The sequence below is a fragment of the Aeromonas sp. SCS5 genome (assembly GCF_001887375.1).
In the GTDB taxonomy this organism is placed as follows: Bacteria; Pseudomonadota; Gammaproteobacteria; order Enterobacterales; family Aeromonadaceae; genus Aeromonas; species Aeromonas jandaei.
This window is the reverse complement of record NZ_LFCS01000019.1, coordinates 16,775-32,282: the sequence shown is the minus strand read 5'-3', so window position 1 is coordinate 32,282 and position 15,508 is coordinate 16,775. Positions and strand designations below refer to the sequence as shown.

Genomic DNA, 15,508 nt, shown 5'->3' with positions numbered 1-15,508 from the left:
CAAGATGAGCAGCAAGTCACTGGATTGGGGTATCGATCTTGGCGGTACCAAGTGCGAATGCGTGGTACTGGAAGGGGACGAGGTGCTGCTGCGCCATCGCATTCCCACCGAGCGTGCCGGCGGTTATGAGCACATGATCGGCCAGATCGCCAAGCTGGTAGCAGAGTGCGCCGAGAAGATTGGCCAGCGCCCGGCCGTCATCGGCATGGGCACGCCGGGGGCGCGGGATCCGCAGACCGGCCTGATGAAGAACTGCAACACCACCGAGCTCAATGGCAAGCCGTTCAAGGAAGATCTGGAGCGCCGGCTCGGCGTGCCGGTACTGATTGCCAACGATGCCAACTGCTTCGCGCTGGCAGAAACTCATCTCGGTGCGGTGCGCCAGCACCATCCCGATGCGAAAGTGGTGTTCGGCATCATCATGGGCACCGGGGTCGGCTCCGGCATCGTCATCAACGGCCGCATTCTCAACGGTCATCACGGCATCGCCGGTGAGTGGGGCCACAACGTGCTCTCTCCCGACGGCCCCGAGTGCTACTGTGGCAAGCACGGCTGCGTCGAGACCCTGATCAGCGGTCCGGCGCTGGAGGCCTGGTACGAGGCCAAGGCCAAGCGTCGCCTCTCGCTGGCGCAAATCGCGGCTGCCACCGCCCACGATCATGTGGCCAGGCTCACCATTGACCGTCTGCATCTGCTGTTTGGTCAGGCGCTGGCCAATGTGGTCAATATTCTCGACCCGGATGTTATTGTCATCGGCGGTGGGGTGGGCAACGTGCAGAGCCTCTACAGCGTGGGACGGCAGACTATTTTGCCCTTCCTCTTTAATCCCCGTTTCAGTGCCCCCATTATTGCTCCAGCCTTGGGCGACAGTGCCGGGGTGTTCGGGGCGGCCCTGCTGGCCCGCGGTGAATTCAAGGATGCCCTGCTGTCGTGAGCCGGGCCCAGGCAGCCGGTCGGCTGCTCTTTTCTCTAGCCCATGCGCTAGCAAATCTGTGGTAAGGAACTGGCTGCCAGATGATCAAGATTGCCATCAACGGTTACGGACGGATCGGCCGCAATGTACTGCGAGCCCTCTACGAGAGCGGGCGCGACAAGACCATCAAGATTGTCGCCATCAACGAGCTGGCGGCTCCCGAAGCCATGGTGCACCTGACCCGCTTCGATACCAGCCACGGTCGTTTTCACTATCCGGTGCAGCTGGCTGGCAACAGCATGCTGGTGGGGGAGGATCTTATCTCCCTGTTTGCCGAGCGGGATCCGTCGAACTTGCCGTGGCGGGCGCTGGGGGTGGATGTGGTGCTCGACTGCACCGGGGTATTTGGCTCGCGGGCCGATGCCGAGCTGCATCTGGCAGCGGGGGCGGGCAAGGTATTGTTCTCCCATCCGGCCGAAGCGGATGTGGACGCCACCATCGTCTACGGGGTCAATCATCAGGTGCTGACAGGGCGCGAGCGGATCGTCTCCAACGCCTCCTGTACCACCAACTGCGTGGTGCCGGTGATTGAAACATTGCATCGAGAATTCGAGATAAATTGTGGTACTATTACGACAATTCATTCGGCCATGCACGATCAGCAAGTCATCGATGCCTACCACAGTGACTTGCGCCGAACCCGCGCTGCCAGCCAGTCCATCATTCCGGTGGATACCAAGCTGGCAAAGGGGCTGGAGCGTATCCTGCCCCACTTCGCCGGCAAGTTCGAGGCGATCGCGGTGCGGGTGCCGACCATCAATGTAACAGCGATGGATCTGAGTATTACTGTTCGTAAAAAAGTGACAGTTAGTGACGTAAATCAAGCCCTGCAACGGGCATCCAGAGGTACATTACACGGTATTCTGGATTACACGGAAGAACCGCTGGTCTCCGTAGACTTCAATCATGATGCGCACTCATGCATCATTGATGGTACCCAGACCCGAGTGAGCGATGCCAACCTCGTCAAGATGTTGATGTGGTGCGATAACGAATGGGGCTTCGCAAACCGGATGCTGGATACCACCCGGGCCATGATGGTTGCAGGCTGAGCCTGCCCCGGGCGAAAGGTTACTGTTTTTAACATTACCTGGAAAATATAGAGGACTGAATATGTCTGTTATCAAGATGACTGACCTGGATCTGGCGGGCAAACGCGTTCTGATCCGTGCTGACCTGAACGTGCCGGTAAAAGACGGCAAGGTCACCTCCGATGCACGTATCGTCGCTACCCTGCCGACCATCAAGCTGGCTCTGGAAAAGGGCGCCAAGCTGATGATCACCTCCCACCTGGGTCGTCCGACCGAAGGCGAGTACAACGAAGAGTTCTCTCTGCTGCCGGTTGTCAACTATCTGAAAGACGCTCTGTCCTGCCCGGTTCGCCTGGCCAAGGATTACCTGGATGGCGTAGAAGTCGCTGCCGGTGAGCTGGTTGTGCTGGAAAACTGCCGCTTCAACAAAGGCGAGAAGAAGAACACCGAAGAGCTGGCCAAAAAATACGCCGCCCTGTGTGACGTCTTTGTAATGGACGCGTTCGGTACTGCTCACCGCGCCGAAGGCTCCACCTACGGTGTGGCTCAGTTCGCTCCGGTCGCTTGTGCCGGCCCGCTGCTGGCTGGTGAACTGGAAGCGCTGGGCAAAGCCATGCTGAAGCCCGAGCGCCCGATGGTTGCCATCGTTGGCGGCTCCAAGGTCTCCACCAAGCTGACCGTTCTGGAATCCCTCTCCAAAATCGCTGACCAGCTGGTTGTCGGTGGTGGCATCGCCAACACCTTCATCGCTGCTGCCGGTCACAACGTCGGCAAGTCCCTGTGCGAGCACGACCTGATCGACACAGCCAAGAAACTGGCTGCCGAGACCAACATTCCTGTGACCACCGACGTGGTTGTAGGTGCCGAGTTCTCCGAGTCCACTCCGGCCACCATCAAGTCTGTTAACGATGTGACCGACGGCGACATGATCTTCGACATCGGCCCGGATTCTGCCAAGGCTCTGGCTGACATCATCATGAACGCCAAGACCATCCTGTGGAACGGCCCGGTTGGTGTGTTCGAGTTCGACCAGTTCGCTGAAGGCACCAAGGTTATCGCTGAAGCCATCGCTGCTTCTCCGGCCTTCTCCATCGCTGGCGGTGGTGACACCCTGGCTGCCATCGACAAGTTCGGCATCGCTGACAAAGTCTCCTACATCTCCACTGGCGGCGGCGCCTTCCTGGAGTTCGTAGAAGGCAAGGTTCTGCCGGCCGTTGAGATTCTGGAACAGCGCGCCAAAGCCTAATTGACCCGGAACGGGGGGCAAAAGCCTCCCGTTTCGTTTATCATGTGCCCGCTGTGCCGGTTCATGATGAACCCCCCATTTTTTATTAACGGCATACGAGACAGGACGATTAAACATGTCTAAGAAAATTTTCGACTTCGTAAAACCCGGCGTGATCACTGGTGATGACGTTCAGAAAGTGTTCGCCATCGCTAAAGAGAACGGCTTCGCTCTGCCGGCCGTAAACTGCGTTGGTACCGACTCCGTGAACGCCGTACTGGAAGCTGCCGCCAAGGTTAAAGCGCCGGTTATCGTTCAGTTCTCCAACGGTGGTGCCGTGTTCACCGCCGGTAAGGGTCTGAAGCTGGAAGGTCAGAAAGCTGCCATCCTGGGTGCCATCTCCGGTGCCAAGCACGTTCACGCTGTTGCCGAAGCCTACGGCGTGCCGGTAATCCTGCACACCGACCACGCTGCCAAGAAGCTGCTGCCGTGGATCGACGGTCTGCTGGAAGCGGGCGAGAAGCACTTCGCTGAAACCGGCAAGCCGCTGTTCTCCTCCCACATGCTGGATCTGTCCGAAGAGTCTCTGGAAGAGAACATCGACATCTGCTGCGAGTACCTGACCCGCATGGCCAAGATGAACATGACTCTGGAGCTGGAACTGGGTTGCACCGGTGGCGAAGAAGACGGCGTCGACAACAGCCACATGGATCAGTCCGCTCTGTACACCCAGCCGGAAGATGTTGCTTACGCTTACGAGCGTCTGTCCAAGATCAGCCCGCGTTTCACCATCGCTGCCTCCTTCGGCAACGTACACGGTGTATACAAGCCGGGTAACGTCAAGCTGACCCCGTCCATCCTGGACGCTTCCCAGAAGTACGTTTCCGAGAAGTTCGGTATTCCGGCCAAGTCTCTGGACTTCGTATTCCACGGTGGTTCAGGTTCCACTCTGGAAGAGATCCGCGAGTCCATCTCCTACGGCGTAGTGAAGATGAACATCGACACCGACACCCAGTGGGCTACCTGGGAAGGTCTGCTGCACTTCTACAAGAAGAACGAAGCTTACCTGCAAGGTCAGCTGGGCAACCCGGAAGGTGCCGACAAGCCGAACAAGAAGTACTACGACCCGCGCGTATGGCTGCGTGAAGGTCAGACTTCCATGATCAAGCGTCTGGAACAGGCTTTCTCCGACCTGAACGCCATCGACGTACTGTAATTCGTTACAGCACCTTGATTGCATGAAAAGGCGCCCTTCGGGGCGCCTTTTGCATTTCTGTGATCCGTGGTAGCTGGTTTGCCGTGCCGTAGCTGGGTATTATCGAAACAAGTTTGCTTATTTTATTAAACAATTTGCAACAAGGCAGGATGCTGAACATGCAGGCAGGAAAGCACATCGGATATCAGGAGCACGCGGCCTCCTACTACGCCGCGACCCGCAACGATCCGCAGCAGTGGCCGGAACTCGAGGCCGAGCTGAAAGCGGATGTCTGCATCATCGGCGGCGGTTTTACCGGTCTCAACACCGCCATCAACCTGGCTGATGCAGGCTACAAGGTGGTGCTGTTGGAGGCCAACCGCATCGGCTGGGGTGCCTCCGGGCGTAACGGCGGCCAGCTTATTCGCGGTATCGGCCACGATACCAGCCAGTTCGCCCGCTGGATTGGTGAGGAAGGGGTACGCGAGCTCGACCTGATGGGGCTGGAGGCGGTGCAGCTGGTACGCGAGCGGGTCGAGCGTTTCAATATCGAGTGTGACCTCACCTGGGGTTACTGCGATCTGGCCACCCGTCAGCGCCATCTGGCCGGCTTCGAGGAGGATCTCGACCATCTGGCGAGCCTGGGCTATGAGCACGAACTCAGGCTGGTGCCGCGGGAAGATATCCATAGCGTGGTGGGGTCGGATCGCTATATCGGCGGCCTCATCGACATGGGCTCCGGCCATCTCCATCCCCTCAATCTGGCGCTCGGCGAGGCGCGCGCCGCAGCCAGCCTCGGGGTTTCCCTGTTTGAACACTCCAGAGTGACCCATATCGATTACGGCAAGCAGGTGGAGGTGACCACCGCCCACGGCCGGGTCACTGCCGACTATCTGGTGATCGGCTGCAACGCCTATCTCAATGACCTCAATCCAGAGCTGGGCGGGCGGGTGCTGCCGGCCGGCTCCTACATTCTCGCCACCGAAGTGCTGGATCGCCGCTTGCGCCAGCGCTTGCTGCCGCAAAACATGGCGGTGTGCGATCAGAACGTGGCGCTCGACTACTACCGTCTCTCCGCCGACGGTCGTCTGCTGTTCGGCGGGGCCTGCAACTACTCGGGAAGGGATCCCCGCGACATCAAGGCCTTTATGTTGCCCAAGATGCTGCGAGTCTTCCCCGAGCTGGCTGGCACCGCCATCGAGTTTCAGTGGGGCGGGATGATCGGGATTGGCGCCAACCGGCTGCCGCAGATTGGCCGCTTGAAGGCTCACCCCAACGTGCTCTATGCCCAGGCCTACTCGGGCCACGGCCTCAACGCCACCCATATGGCGGGCAAGCTGGTAGCCGAGGCGATCCGCGGCGAGAGCCGGGGTTTCGATCTCTTCGCCAGCGTGCCTCACATCACTTTCCCGGGTGGCCCGGCGTTGCGCTCTCCGCTGCTGGCGCTGGGGATGCTGTGGCACCGTTTCAAGGATATCTTCTGATCCACTGGTGGGGCATTGTGCCCCGCCAGCCCTTGTTTATAGCGGCACTGCACTAGCACACAGCCTGATAGACCAAAAAATGCGTTAGCGCCAATCCCTTCCGGTTGGCGCTATCTTTTAGGTGTGAGAGTGATGCCGGGTCAGGTGAACAAGAGCGGGTTAGCTGGCCGAAAAAGATGTGAAGGAGGGCCGAGATGGAGATGAATGTGGTCGCGTCAGGCGGGCCCAGCCCGCTGGTGCAACGGCAGGGATCTTCTACCGCGCAGCCATTGGCGAGGACGACGCTGTCGTCATCAGCTGGCAGTGACAGCCGGATGTTGCGCGATCTTGGCTCTGTGCTGGACAGTCTCGGACTGTCGTCGAAAGGAGAAGGGGGTGGCGGCAGCCATATGTCAATCAAGGACTCGCAGGAGGCGTTCATCAATACCATGATGGTTGCCCTGCAACAGCAGCAGGAGCAACAGCTGGCGTTGCAGCAACAACAGCGGCAAGAACAGGAACAACGAAAGATTGCGTTCGCCGACAACAGCGAGAGCCCGCTGAAACGGGATCTGGCGCGTCTGCTGGAGACGCTGGATCAACCAGGCGGGAAGGACAAAGAGAGCAGCCAAGGGGGGCAGAACGACGCGATTGACCCCTTGCAGAGCCAGCTGATCAAGCTGCTGGAGAGCAGCGGTGCGGCAGATAGCGGGATCACCCTCAAGGATGTGCTGTCGGGGTTGGCCAGCAAGCTGCCGGGTGAACCCGCAGAGCGAAAAGGGTATCGGGTCGATACCCAGGTCTGAGCTGGTCAACCACGGCAGAGCTGCCGTTGCCTAGCTTGCAGAGAGTAAGGGGCGGGCAGCCCTTTATTGCGCCGGTTCAGCCAGTCGCCACCCCTGTTCGCCCTTCATCATCCACACCTCTGCCTCTTGCGGCAGCACCTGACCCGCTTCGAACTCGCCATATTTGCGCTCGAGCTCCATCAGTCCCATCTCCTGCTGGAAGGGGCCGACACGGTCATAAATCAGATCTTCATCGTGCAGCACCTGCAGCTGATCCAGTCCCTGCTTGAAGTGGAGCTGGTAGCTCACCTTGACCAGATAGACCCCCTCCATCCGCTCCTCCTTGCCGAGGATGGTGAAGTCGCTGATATCGAACAGGTTGGCATCCGTTTCGGCCAGCAACTTGGCGGTGACCTGCTGGCGGATAACATCTTCTCCGGGCCCTGCACTACAACCAAACAGCCAGAGGGCCAGCAGGGGGATGAACCACTTTTTCATCAAAACTCCGAACAGGTGCAAAAAGAGCAAAACGGAAGGGCAGATTGTGCCACGCGAACGGGCGGTGGCAAACCTCGGTTCACGGTTCCAGTGCGCGTTCCAGCACGATGGCCTCGGCCCGATAGCCGGCCAGCTCGCGACGATAGCACTCGGTGAACCCTCTGCGCTGCCAAAAAGAGAGTGCGGATTCATTGCTGGCAATGACCGACAGGCGAAGCCGGGTGGCTCCCCATGAGCGCGCCAGCGAGCAGGCGTGGCGATAGAGCGCCAGCCCCCGGCCAGCCCCTTGCCAGGGTTCTCCCACCAGCAACAACCCCAGATAGGCGGTGGTCGGGTCGGGATAGCCGCGCAGCAGATCCACCACCGCAGTCAGCACTCCCTCCTCCCAGCGGCCGATGAGATGCTTGGCAGAGAGCGGCAGGCCGGGTGGGCAGGCTACCAGCTCCTCTTCTGCGGCTTGCGCGGAGAGAGGCGCATCGCTCACCGCCGCCTGATAGGCTGGGGCCAGTTCCAGCAGCCGCTGCAAGGCAGGTGCGTCGCTTGCCTGCAGTCGGCGCAGCTCACTTGGCATGGCTGACCCTGTCGAGGTGAGCGAGGAACTCCGCCGGCCCCATAAAGCCGGTGACCCGCTGGCCTGTCAGCTCCTTGCCCTCGCGGTCGAAGAAGATGAGGGTCGGCAGCCCGAGCACGTTGAGGGTGTTGAGCAGCTCGACATCGGCATCGTCGTTGGCGGTGACATCCGCCTGCAGCAGCACCATCTGGCCGAAACGCTCGCGCACTGCGGCGTCGCTGAAGGTCTTGTGTTCGAACTCCTTGCAGGCGACGCACCAGTCGGCGTAGAGGTCGAGCAGCACCGGCTTGCCGCGGGCGGCAGCCAGCTGCACCTTGAGGTCAGCCAGGGTCTTGATGCGGACAAACTGCGGGGCGCTCTGGTTGGTGCCCGTCGTGACAGCGCCGGTAGCGGGCGGTTGCAGCAGATCCTTGCCCACCACTACGGCGCTGATCATCGCCAGCAGCAGCACGAAGCCGCGCAGGCTTTTGGCCACCGAGTGGGGCTGATGCTGGTTGTGATGATAGAGATAGCCGCACAGCAGCAGCCCCCAGCCAAGCCAGGCGAGGGTGGTGACCTGATCGCTCCAGAGCCTTGAGAGCAGCAGGATCGGTACCGCCAGCAACGCGAAGCCAAACAGCTGCTTGATCACATCCATCCAGGCGCCCGCCTTGGGCAGCAGCTTGCCGCCCGAGGTGCCGAGCAGCAGCAGCGGCAGCCCCATCCCGAGCGAGAGGGCATAGAGCGCCGCAGCACCGAGCCAGAGATCGCCGCTTTGGGCCACGTAGATCAGCGCCCCCGAGAGCGGCGCCGTGGTGCAGGGGGAGCAGACCAGCCCGGAGATCATTCCCATGATGGCGACCCCAGCCACCGAGCCGCCCTGCTGGCGGTTGGAGAGGCCGGAGAGCCGGGTTTGCAAGCTGCTCGGCAGCTGCAGGGTGTAGAGCCCGAACATGGAGAGGGCGAGCAGCACGAACATCAGCGAGAGGCCGATCAGCACATAGGGGTGTTGCAGTGCAGCCTGGAACTTCAGCCCTGCCGAGGCAACCACCAGTCCGAGCAGGGTGTAGGTCACCGCCATCCCCTGCACATAGACCATGGAGAGCAGGAAGGCGCGGCCGGTGGAGAGGCGATGGCCAGCACCGGCGATGATGCCGGTCAGAATGGGGTACATGGGGAAGACGCAAGGGGTAAAGGCGAGCCCCAGCCCCAGTGCGAAGAAGGCGGCGACACTGAGCCAGAAGCCCTGGCTGCCGAGGGCGGCGGCCAGCTGATCCTGTTGGCTGAGCGACGGGTTGGCCGCCTGCGGGTTATCCGTGCCAGACGCGGCGAGCGGGGCAACCTCGATCAGCTTGTCGGTCGGCGGGTAGCAGAGACCATCGGTACAGCCCTGATAGGTGAGGCGCAGGGTGGCGTGCTCGCCCACCTCTCGCAGCGGCACGGCTATGGTCACTTGTTGGTAGTAGACCCGGGTCTTGCCGAAGAAGTCATCCTCATGCTCGCTCCCCTCCGGCAGCGCCGGGTCGCTGAAGCTGAGGTTGGTTCCCTTGAAGCGCAGGCTGTGGCGATAGAGGTAGTAGTCGTCAGCGATGTTGAGGGTCAGCAGCAGCTGATCACCCCGCTGTTCGCTCTCGAGACGAAACGCCTCATCCACCTTGAGGAACGTCGGTTTGGCGTTCGCCGCAAGGCCGAGGGAGCCGAGAATATCGGTGCCGCTGGCCCGGGCCGGCGCGAGTCCGGCCGTGGCCAGTGTCAGCAGCACCAGCAGGAGGGTGAACAGGCGACTGCGCATCATGGGGTCTCATCCTTGAGCCAGGCGAGGTAGGCGGGCAGGCCGGCGCTCACCGGCAGCGCCAGCAGCTCGGGCACCTCATAGGGGTGATGGGCAAGAATGCACGCCTGCAGTTCGGCAAAGAGCGGCTGGCGGGATTTGATGACGAGCTGGATCTCGGTCGCCCGCTCCACCTTGCCCTGCCAGCGGTATACGGAGGTGACCCCCGGCAGCTGATTGATGCAGGCGGCCAGCTGGCGGTTCAGCAGCTGTTCGCAGAGGAGGTCGGCACTGGTTTGGTCGGGGCAGGTGCAGAGCACCACAATGGCATCGGTCATAACGGAGAAGTTCGCCTCGATGAATAAGCTGGCGGGACACCCTTTTGCTGCAGAAATATCCCGAAAATCAGCGGCTACTATACCCCAGAGCCGGAGCAAATAGCATCTGGCGCCATTTGTGAGCGAGCGCCGGAAATTAGTGGGGGGCATGAGATAGACGCTGTCTCGGGGACAGGGCAGAATGAGCGGGATTGTTCCCTATCGACGTAAGGAAATGTATGACCCAACAGAATGAGCAGCAGAGAAACCGCATGTTGAGCCTGCTGCGCGAAGGTGAGCGCCGCATGTTGGTTCAATTGGCCGGGCTGCTGCGCACGACCGCCGATGAAATCAATGCCGAGCTGGAGAAAGAGGAGTTGATGGGAACCCTTGAGCAGCCCATCACGGTGGAGTATCTCAACGGCGTGGTGCAGCACCATCTGTTCGAGCGCAAGCACAAGGGTGACATGGCCGTGGCCCAGCAGATCCTGAGCGACTACCAGAACGAACTGGAAGCCCTGCAGGCCGCCCAGGCCCAACAGGAGAGCGAAGAGGCTGAGAGCAGCGAAGCCGCCAAGGCACAAGCCTGATCCCCTGCCGCTGACCGCCCGGTCAGCGCGTCCCGACCTCCTCTCCGGCACCATCATTACGTTTCATGATGGTGCCCTGTTTTTACCGTCTGTTGCCGGTCTCTCTTCAACCCAGTGCATTCTGCTGCAGGTGCGGCATCGACTCGCCCGGGATCGGGAATACCTTGTCGTAAACCCAGTTGTAGACGAAGGCGTAGACCAGATAGAAGGCAACGAAGCCCAGATCCAGCACCAGCGCTTCCAGCATGCTGACGTTGAGCCACCAGGCCATGGCCGGCAGGGCCACGGTCAGGAGACCCCCTTCGAAGCCGATGGCGTGCACCACCCGCTGCCAGACATTCTTGTAGGTGTGGCCCTGATATTTGAGCAGCAGTTTGTCGACCCCGATGTTGTAGACGTAGTTCCAGAGGGTCGCCATCACCGAGAAGAAGAGCGCCAGTGGCCCCATGTGGCTGAGGTGAATGCCGGTCGCCCAGCTGGCCAGCGGGGCGGCAATGAACAGGCCAATCACTTCAAAGCCGATGGCTTGGCGGATGCGGTCGTTACGGGTACGCATAAATCACTCTCTTGAACAGTCACGTTGAAAACATGGGGGCAATCTATCGCTAAATTGCGATGGTTTCACGTTGGTATCTATCGCTAAAATAGATAGATAACTGGCCTGCTGGGGGCTAAAAAGAGGAGCCGAAGGGTGAATCCATCGCTGGAACAACTGAAAATCTTGCTGGCCGCCGCCGAGAGCGGCTCCTTCTCCGCCGCTGCCCGCAAGCTGGGCAAGGCGCAGTCGGTGGTGAGCAGCGCCATCGCCAATCTGGAGATCGATCTGGGGCTGACCCTGTTTGACCGCAGCGGTCGCTATCCGCAGTTGACGGAGGCGGGGGCGCGCATGGTGCAGGAGGCGGGGATCCTGCTGGCCCAGAGTGAGCGGTTGCAATCCATTGCCGGCGAACTGGCGGCAGGGGTAGAGTCACGCCTCACTCTGGCCATCGACGATGACTCTCACCTGCCCTGGCTCGGCACCCTGCTGGAGGAGTTCGCCACCCGCTACCCGACCGTGGAGTTGGAGCTGCTCTTTCCGCTGATGGAGGATGTGACCGAGATGCTGGTGACTGGCCGGGCCCAGCTCGGCATCAGCTACCAGAAGGTGCATCCCCAGCGGGAGATTGTCGCCCGTTCGCTGGGAGAGGTGACCATGCCGCTGGTGGTGTCACCGGATCATCCGCTGGCCCGCAAGCAGCCGCTGCGGGAGGTCGACTTGCAGGGGGCACGCCAGCTGATGGTGACCGGACGACGGGAAGGGAGCGAGCGCCAGCGTTTTCGCATTTCGGCTCAGGTGTGGTGGGTCGAGGGGGATCTGGGGGTGCTGGAGCTGGTCAAGCGGGGCCTTGGCTGGTCCGCGATTCCGGAATTTCTACTGCATCAGCCGCTGAAGCGGGGCGAGGTGGTGGTGCTGGAGCCCGACTTTATCGCCAGCCATGCGTTGGCGCTGGAGCTGCAGTGGCATCGCGCCCGCCCGCTGGGGCAGGCGGGGCGCTGGCTGAAGGAGGCCCTGCTGGCGCGGGTGCCTCGCTAGCCGACCTTACTCGGTCAGTTCGTAGGGGAGGGGTTGCAGGGTGAGCTGGGAGCTCTCCTCCTGCTTGAGGCGAAAACGGGCGTCAGCCTCGGTATCTTTCGGCAGTACGGCGGTGAGCCACACCTGACCCTGATGTTGCCAGGCGTTGAGGACCATGCCGCTGCGACGCCAGTTGTCACCGAGCTGGATCTCCAGGGTATCGCCCGCATTGACCGGCTCAGTGGCATTGCCCGCCAGCAGGAACAGGGCGCGGTTGTTGGCGCCTCGATATTTGGCGCGGGCCACCGTCTCCTGCCCCATGTAGCAGCCCTTGTTGAAGCAGATGCCATCGAGCGCCTGCAGGTTGAGCATCTGCGGGATGAACTCGCCCTGATGCACCGCCTCCATGTGCGGCAGGCCGGCCTTGATCTCGAGCCCCCACCAGAGGGATTCGTCACCCGCCGGCAGCGCATCGGCTTGCTCACTGCTTACCAGCAGCCAGCGATCCTGTTCGATCTTCACCGCCATGCCGCCAGCGACCAAACCGCTCTGCTCCAGACCAAACTGCGCGGCGACCCACGCATCGGTGCCCTTGCCAGCCAGACCGGTGGCGTGGCGTTCGTCGGCGGCAATCTCGACCTTGGAGAAGACGGCAAATTTTTTCAGCTCCGGCAGCTGGCGCTCCAGTACCGAAGGGGTAGTCAGCAGCAGCAGGCTCTCTTCAAGGCAGAGCAGGCGAAAATCGCTCCACAGCTTGCCCTTGGGATCACAGTGACCACCCAGCGTGCTCTGCCCCGGTTGCAGGGCGTTGACGTCGCAGGTGACCTGACCTTGCAGATATTTGACGCGATCCTGACCACTCAGTCGGGTGATGGCTATCTTGGTCAGGGCGAAGCGGGTCGGCTCGGCAGGAAAAACAGGGGGTTGCAGGCTCACGATGGTATTCCAGAGAGAAAGTATGTGACCTGCATGGTAAAGACGTAACTAATGTTTGTCAGCCGGAAAATCCAGCTGGTACCATCCTCGGGTCTTTGTAAGGAGAGTTCCATGTTGAGCCCAGTTGAAAAATCCCGCCTGAAGTGGGCCTGCCGCCGTGGCATGCTCGAGCTGGATGTTGTTTTTATGCCCTTTTTCGAACACGAGTTCGACTCCCTGAGCGAAGCCGATCAGCAGACCTTTATCCGCCTGCTGGAGAGCGATGATCCGGACCTGTTCCGCTGGACCATGGGGCACGCTGTGCCGGCCGATCCCGCCTTCAGCGCCATGATCAAGATGATCCTGGAGCGCAATCAGGCCCGTCACGACCGTCAGGCCTGATGCCTTGGAGCGGGTGATCATCCCTGTTCACCCCTCCCGCCATCAGCGCTACTGGCTGGTGGCCCTCGCTCTGTTGCTGCTCTGGCCGGTCAGCGCCCTCGTAACCGGCTGGCAGTGGGCGCTATTTGTTGCCGTCTGGTTGCTGGCACTTGCCCTGAGCTGGCGGGCATTGCCCCATACTCCGTTCGAGCTGGAGTGGGATGGCCAGTGGCTGCGCTGGCAGAACGTATCCTATCGGCTTGGCAACAAGAGCCGCATTCTGCCCGGCGTGCTGCGCCTTGAGCTGCATCCGGAGCAGGGGCGCCCTTGCGCGCTCTGGCTTTTCGCCGATGCGTTGGCTCCCGATCACTACCGCCTGCTGGCCCGGGCAATCAACTTTCCCGCCGACCGGCGCTGATTGTTTTCATCACTTCCCGATTTGCCTCTTTGCACAAGCAACGAGGGAGGCTCTCTGTTCGACGGTTTGTCCCGGATTGCCCTAAAAAAATTACCCCGCCGAAGCGGGGTCATTGGTATGGCAGGAGCGGGGATCAATCCCGCTCCGGGGTCAGTACGGTCGGTTTCGAGTCCGGCAGCATCTCCGGGTAATCGAGGTTGTAGTGCAGGCCGCGCGACTCCTTGCGCTGCAGGGCGCAGTTGACGATAAGCTCGGCCACCTGCAACAGGTTGCGCAGTTCCAGCAGGTTGTTGGAGACCCGGAAGTGGGCGTAGTACTCCTGCACCTCCTGCTTGAGCAGATCGATGCGGCGCTTGGCCCGGGCGAGGCGCTTGTTGGTACGCACTATGCCCACGTAGTCCCACATCATCAGCCGCAGCTCGTGCCAGTTGTGCTGAATGACCACCAGTTCGTCAGAATCCTCCACCTGGCTCTCGTCCCAGGCGGGCAGGCGCGGCGGCTCGGAGCTCATCGGCAGCTTGGCCAGAATGTCGGCCCCCGCCTGATGGGCGTAGACCACACATTCCAGCAGGGAGTTGGAGGCCATCCGGTTGGCACCGTGCAGACCGGTGTAGGTCACTTCGCCGATGGCGTAGAGGCCGGGGATGTCGGTCTGGCCATTGTTGTCAATCATCACGCCGCCACAGGTGTAGTGGGCGGCCGGGACGATGGGCATCGCCTCCTTGGTGATGTCGATGCCGACCGCGAGGCAGCGCTCATAAATGGTCGGGAAGTGCTTGATGATGAAATCGGCCGGTTTGTGGCTGATGTCCAGATACATGCAATCCGCCCCGAGTCGCTTCATCTCGTGGTCGATGGCGCGGGCGACGATATCGCGCGGCGCCAGCTCGGCACGCTCGTCAAACTCAGGCATAAAGCGGCTGCCGTCCGGGCGGCGCAGATAGGCCCCCTCGCCACGCAGCGCTTCGGTCAGCAGGAAGTTGGGATCGTCCGGGTGGAACAGGCTGGTGGGGTGGAACTGGTTGAACTCCAGATTCGCCACCCGGCAGCCGGCGCGCCATGCCATGGCGATGCCATCGCCAGAGCTCACATCGGGGTTGGAGGTGTACTGGTAGACCTTGGAGGCGCCGCCGGTGGCCAGCGCCACGAAGCGGGCGCGAACCACCTCGACCTGTTCGGCATTGCGGTTCCAGACATAGGCGCCCAGAACCTTGTTGCCTGGCAGACCGAGTTTGCGGGTGGTGATGAGGTCGACCGCGTTGAAGCGCTCCATCAGCTGGATGTTGGGGTGAGCGCGAACCTGATCAATCAGGGTGAGTTGCACCGCCTTGCCGGTGGCATCCGCCGCGTGGAAGATACGGCGATGGCTGTGACCCCCTTCGCGGGTCAGGTGGTACTGGGATTCACCGTCGGCGTTCTCCTCCTGATCGAAGGGAACCCCCTGCTGGATGAGCCACTGGATTGACTCGCGGGCGTGGCGGGCGGTGAACTCGACCACGGCCGGGTCACACAACCCGGCCCCGGCGTTGAGCGTGTCGCTCACGTGGGATTCGATGCTGTCGGTCTCGTCGAACACGGCAGCGATGCCTCCTTGCGCATAGAAAGTGGCCCCTTCACTGATGGGCCCCTTGCTCAGAACCAGGACTTTGGCCTGGTCTGCCAATCGCAATGCGAGAGTCAGACCAGCGGCACCGCTGCCAATGATCAGTACGTCGCAAAGGTATTCAACACTTGCTTTCATAAGTATCATTGGCCTGGATTAAGAACTGGCACCATGGTAGCCCAAGCGGGGGCGAGGATGCAGCCTGCATCACATTTTTTTAAACAGATTCGAACTTTCTCTG

Annotated in this window: 17 protein-coding genes; 10 read left to right on the top strand and 7 right to left on the bottom strand. The window is 61.2% G+C overall.

The features are described from left to right. The first annotated feature begins 4 nt into the window (after positions 1-4). From BS300_RS19695 to BS300_RS19670, 6 genes are all read left to right on the top strand, one after another. Entirely contained in the window at positions 5-934 is a 930-nt protein-coding gene (locus tag BS300_RS19695; protein WP_071914796.1) for an ROK family protein, read from the top strand. Positions 935-1,014: 80 nt separating this feature from the next. Then, the gene (gene epd, locus BS300_RS19690) at positions 1,015-2,025 is read left to right on the top strand and encodes an erythrose-4-phosphate dehydrogenase (protein ID WP_042029692.1); all 1,011 of its coding nucleotides are present in this window, start codon (positions 1,015-1,017) and stop codon (positions 2,023-2,025) included. A 61-nt stretch (positions 2,026-2,086) separates the two neighbouring features. After that, the gene (locus BS300_RS19685) at positions 2,087-3,250 is read left to right on the top strand and encodes a phosphoglycerate kinase (RefSeq protein ID WP_041210638.1); all 1,164 of its coding nucleotides are present in this window, start codon (positions 2,087-2,089) and stop codon (positions 3,248-3,250) included. A 115-nt stretch (positions 3,251-3,365) separates the two neighbouring features. Further along, positions 3,366-4,445 (top strand): class II fructose-bisphosphate aldolase, encoded by a 1,080-nt coding sequence (gene fbaA / locus BS300_RS19680; RefSeq protein ID WP_042029694.1) that lies wholly within the window; start codon positions 3,366-3,368, stop codon positions 4,443-4,445. Between the two features lie 158 nt (positions 4,446-4,603). Then, on the top strand, positions 4,604-5,908 hold the full coding sequence (locus tag BS300_RS19675; RefSeq protein ID WP_143241860.1) for an FAD-binding oxidoreductase: 1,305 nt from the start codon (positions 4,604-4,606) through the stop codon (positions 5,906-5,908). A 194-nt stretch (positions 5,909-6,102) separates the two neighbouring features. Then, complete coding sequence (locus BS300_RS19670; protein ID WP_071914792.1) at positions 6,103-6,693, top strand: hypothetical protein; 591 nt, start codon at positions 6,103-6,105, stop codon at positions 6,691-6,693. 63 nt (positions 6,694-6,756) lie between these two features. Here BS300_RS19670 and BS300_RS19665 read toward each other — a convergent pair whose 3' ends face one another. The 4 genes from BS300_RS19665 to cutA form a co-directional block, all read right to left on the bottom strand. Further along, a complete protein-coding gene (locus BS300_RS19665) occupies positions 6,757-7,170 on the bottom strand; it encodes a hypothetical protein (RefSeq protein WP_042029699.1) in 414 nt (137 codons plus the stop codon). A 79-nt stretch (positions 7,171-7,249) separates the two neighbouring features. Next, on the bottom strand, positions 7,250-7,741 hold the full coding sequence (locus BS300_RS19660) for a GNAT family N-acetyltransferase (protein WP_071914790.1): 492 nt from the start codon (positions 7,739-7,741) through the stop codon (positions 7,250-7,252). Continuing rightward, positions 7,731-9,515: a protein-disulfide reductase DsbD gene (locus BS300_RS19655; RefSeq protein WP_071914788.1), complete on the bottom strand. Its 1,785-nt coding sequence runs from the start codon at positions 9,513-9,515 to the stop codon at positions 7,731-7,733. Before BS300_RS19655 ends, BS300_RS19660 begins: the two co-directional genes overlap by 11 nt. Then, the gene (gene cutA / locus BS300_RS19650) at positions 9,512-9,829 is read right to left on the bottom strand and encodes a divalent-cation tolerance protein CutA (RefSeq protein WP_071914786.1); all 318 of its coding nucleotides are present in this window, start codon (positions 9,827-9,829) and stop codon (positions 9,512-9,514) included. Before cutA ends, BS300_RS19655 begins: the two co-directional genes overlap by 4 nt. A 218-nt stretch (positions 9,830-10,047) precedes the next feature. On the opposite strand from cutA, the gene BS300_RS19645 reads away from it, so the two are divergent. After that, positions 10,048-10,398, top strand: coding sequence for a hypothetical protein (locus tag BS300_RS19645; RefSeq protein WP_041210630.1), 351 nt, complete (start codon positions 10,048-10,050; stop codon positions 10,396-10,398). Between the two features lie 106 nt (positions 10,399-10,504). Here the strand turns inward: BS300_RS19645 and BS300_RS19640 are convergent, their stop codons facing one another. Then, the gene (locus BS300_RS19640; protein ID WP_043849855.1) at positions 10,505-10,954 is read right to left on the bottom strand and encodes a PACE efflux transporter; all 450 of its coding nucleotides are present in this window, start codon (positions 10,952-10,954) and stop codon (positions 10,505-10,507) included. A 135-nt stretch (positions 10,955-11,089) separates the two neighbouring features. Here BS300_RS19640 and BS300_RS19635 point away from each other — a divergent pair, with 135 nt between their 5' ends. Beyond that, positions 11,090-11,971 carry a LysR family transcriptional regulator gene (locus tag BS300_RS19635; protein WP_033112784.1) on the top strand — a complete coding sequence of 294 codons (882 nt, stop codon included), beginning with the start codon at positions 11,090-11,092 and terminating at the stop codon, positions 11,969-11,971. A 6-nt stretch (positions 11,972-11,977) separates the two neighbouring features. Here BS300_RS19635 and ygfZ read toward each other — a convergent pair whose 3' ends face one another. Continuing rightward, positions 11,978-12,886 carry a tRNA-modifying protein YgfZ gene (gene ygfZ, locus BS300_RS19630; RefSeq protein WP_071914784.1) on the bottom strand — a complete coding sequence of 303 codons (909 nt, stop codon included), beginning with the start codon at positions 12,884-12,886 and terminating at the stop codon, positions 11,978-11,980. A gap of 111 nt (positions 12,887-12,997) precedes the next feature. On the opposite strand from ygfZ, the gene BS300_RS19625 reads away from it, so the two are divergent. After that, positions 12,998-13,267 (top strand): succinate dehydrogenase assembly factor 2, encoded by a 270-nt coding sequence (locus BS300_RS19625; RefSeq protein ID WP_033112786.1) that lies wholly within the window; start codon positions 12,998-13,000, stop codon positions 13,265-13,267. 19 nt (positions 13,268-13,286) lie between these two features. Continuing rightward, positions 13,287-13,664 carry a protein YgfX gene (locus BS300_RS19620; protein ID WP_071914823.1) on the top strand — a complete coding sequence of 126 codons (378 nt, stop codon included), beginning with the start codon at positions 13,287-13,289 and terminating at the stop codon, positions 13,662-13,664. Between the two features lie 133 nt (positions 13,665-13,797). Here the strand turns inward: BS300_RS19620 and nadB are convergent, their stop codons facing one another. Continuing rightward, a complete protein-coding gene (gene nadB, locus BS300_RS19615; protein WP_071914781.1) occupies positions 13,798-15,405 on the bottom strand; it encodes an L-aspartate oxidase in 1,608 nt (535 codons plus the stop codon). Positions 15,406-15,508: the final 103 nt, after the last annotated feature.

Excerpts from the sequence above, each read along its gene's own strand:
- BS300_RS19670 (WP_071914792.1), top strand. The coding sequence starts at position 6,103 with ATGGAGATGAATGTGGTCGCGTCAGGCGGGCCCAGCCCGCTGGTGCAA.
- fbaA (WP_042029694.1), top strand. The coding sequence starts at position 3,366 with ATGTCTAAGAAAATTTTCGACTTCGTAAAACCCGGCGTGATCACTGGT.
- BS300_RS19695 (WP_071914796.1), top strand. The coding sequence starts at position 5 with ATGAGCAGCAAGTCACTGGATTGGGGTATCGATCTTGGCGGTACCAAG.
- BS300_RS19675 (WP_143241860.1), top strand. The coding sequence starts at position 4,604 with ATGCAGGCAGGAAAGCACATCGGATATCAGGAGCACGCGGCCTCCTAC.
- BS300_RS19640 (WP_043849855.1), bottom strand. The coding sequence starts at position 10,954 with ATGCGTACCCGTAACGACCGCATCCGCCAAGCCATCGGCTTTGAAGTG.
- cutA (WP_071914786.1), bottom strand. The coding sequence starts at position 9,829 with ATGACCGATGCCATTGTGGTGCTCTGCACCTGCCCCGACCAAACCAGT.
- BS300_RS19625 (WP_033112786.1), top strand. The coding sequence starts at position 12,998 with ATGTTGAGCCCAGTTGAAAAATCCCGCCTGAAGTGGGCCTGCCGCCGT.
- BS300_RS19655 (WP_071914788.1), bottom strand. The coding sequence starts at position 9,515 with ATGATGCGCAGTCGCCTGTTCACCCTCCTGCTGGTGCTGCTGACACTG.
- BS300_RS19665 (WP_042029699.1), bottom strand. The coding sequence starts at position 7,170 with ATGAAAAAGTGGTTCATCCCCCTGCTGGCCCTCTGGCTGTTTGGTTGT.
- nadB (WP_071914781.1), bottom strand. The coding sequence starts at position 15,405 with ATGAAAGCAAGTGTTGAATACCTTTGCGACGTACTGATCATTGGCAGC.
- BS300_RS19645 (WP_041210630.1), top strand. The coding sequence starts at position 10,048 with ATGACCCAACAGAATGAGCAGCAGAGAAACCGCATGTTGAGCCTGCTG.
- BS300_RS19660 (WP_071914790.1), bottom strand. The coding sequence starts at position 7,741 with ATGCCAAGTGAGCTGCGCCGACTGCAGGCAAGCGACGCACCTGCCTTG.
- epd (WP_042029692.1), top strand. The coding sequence starts at position 1,015 with ATGATCAAGATTGCCATCAACGGTTACGGACGGATCGGCCGCAATGTA.
- BS300_RS19685 (WP_041210638.1), top strand. The coding sequence starts at position 2,087 with ATGTCTGTTATCAAGATGACTGACCTGGATCTGGCGGGCAAACGCGTT.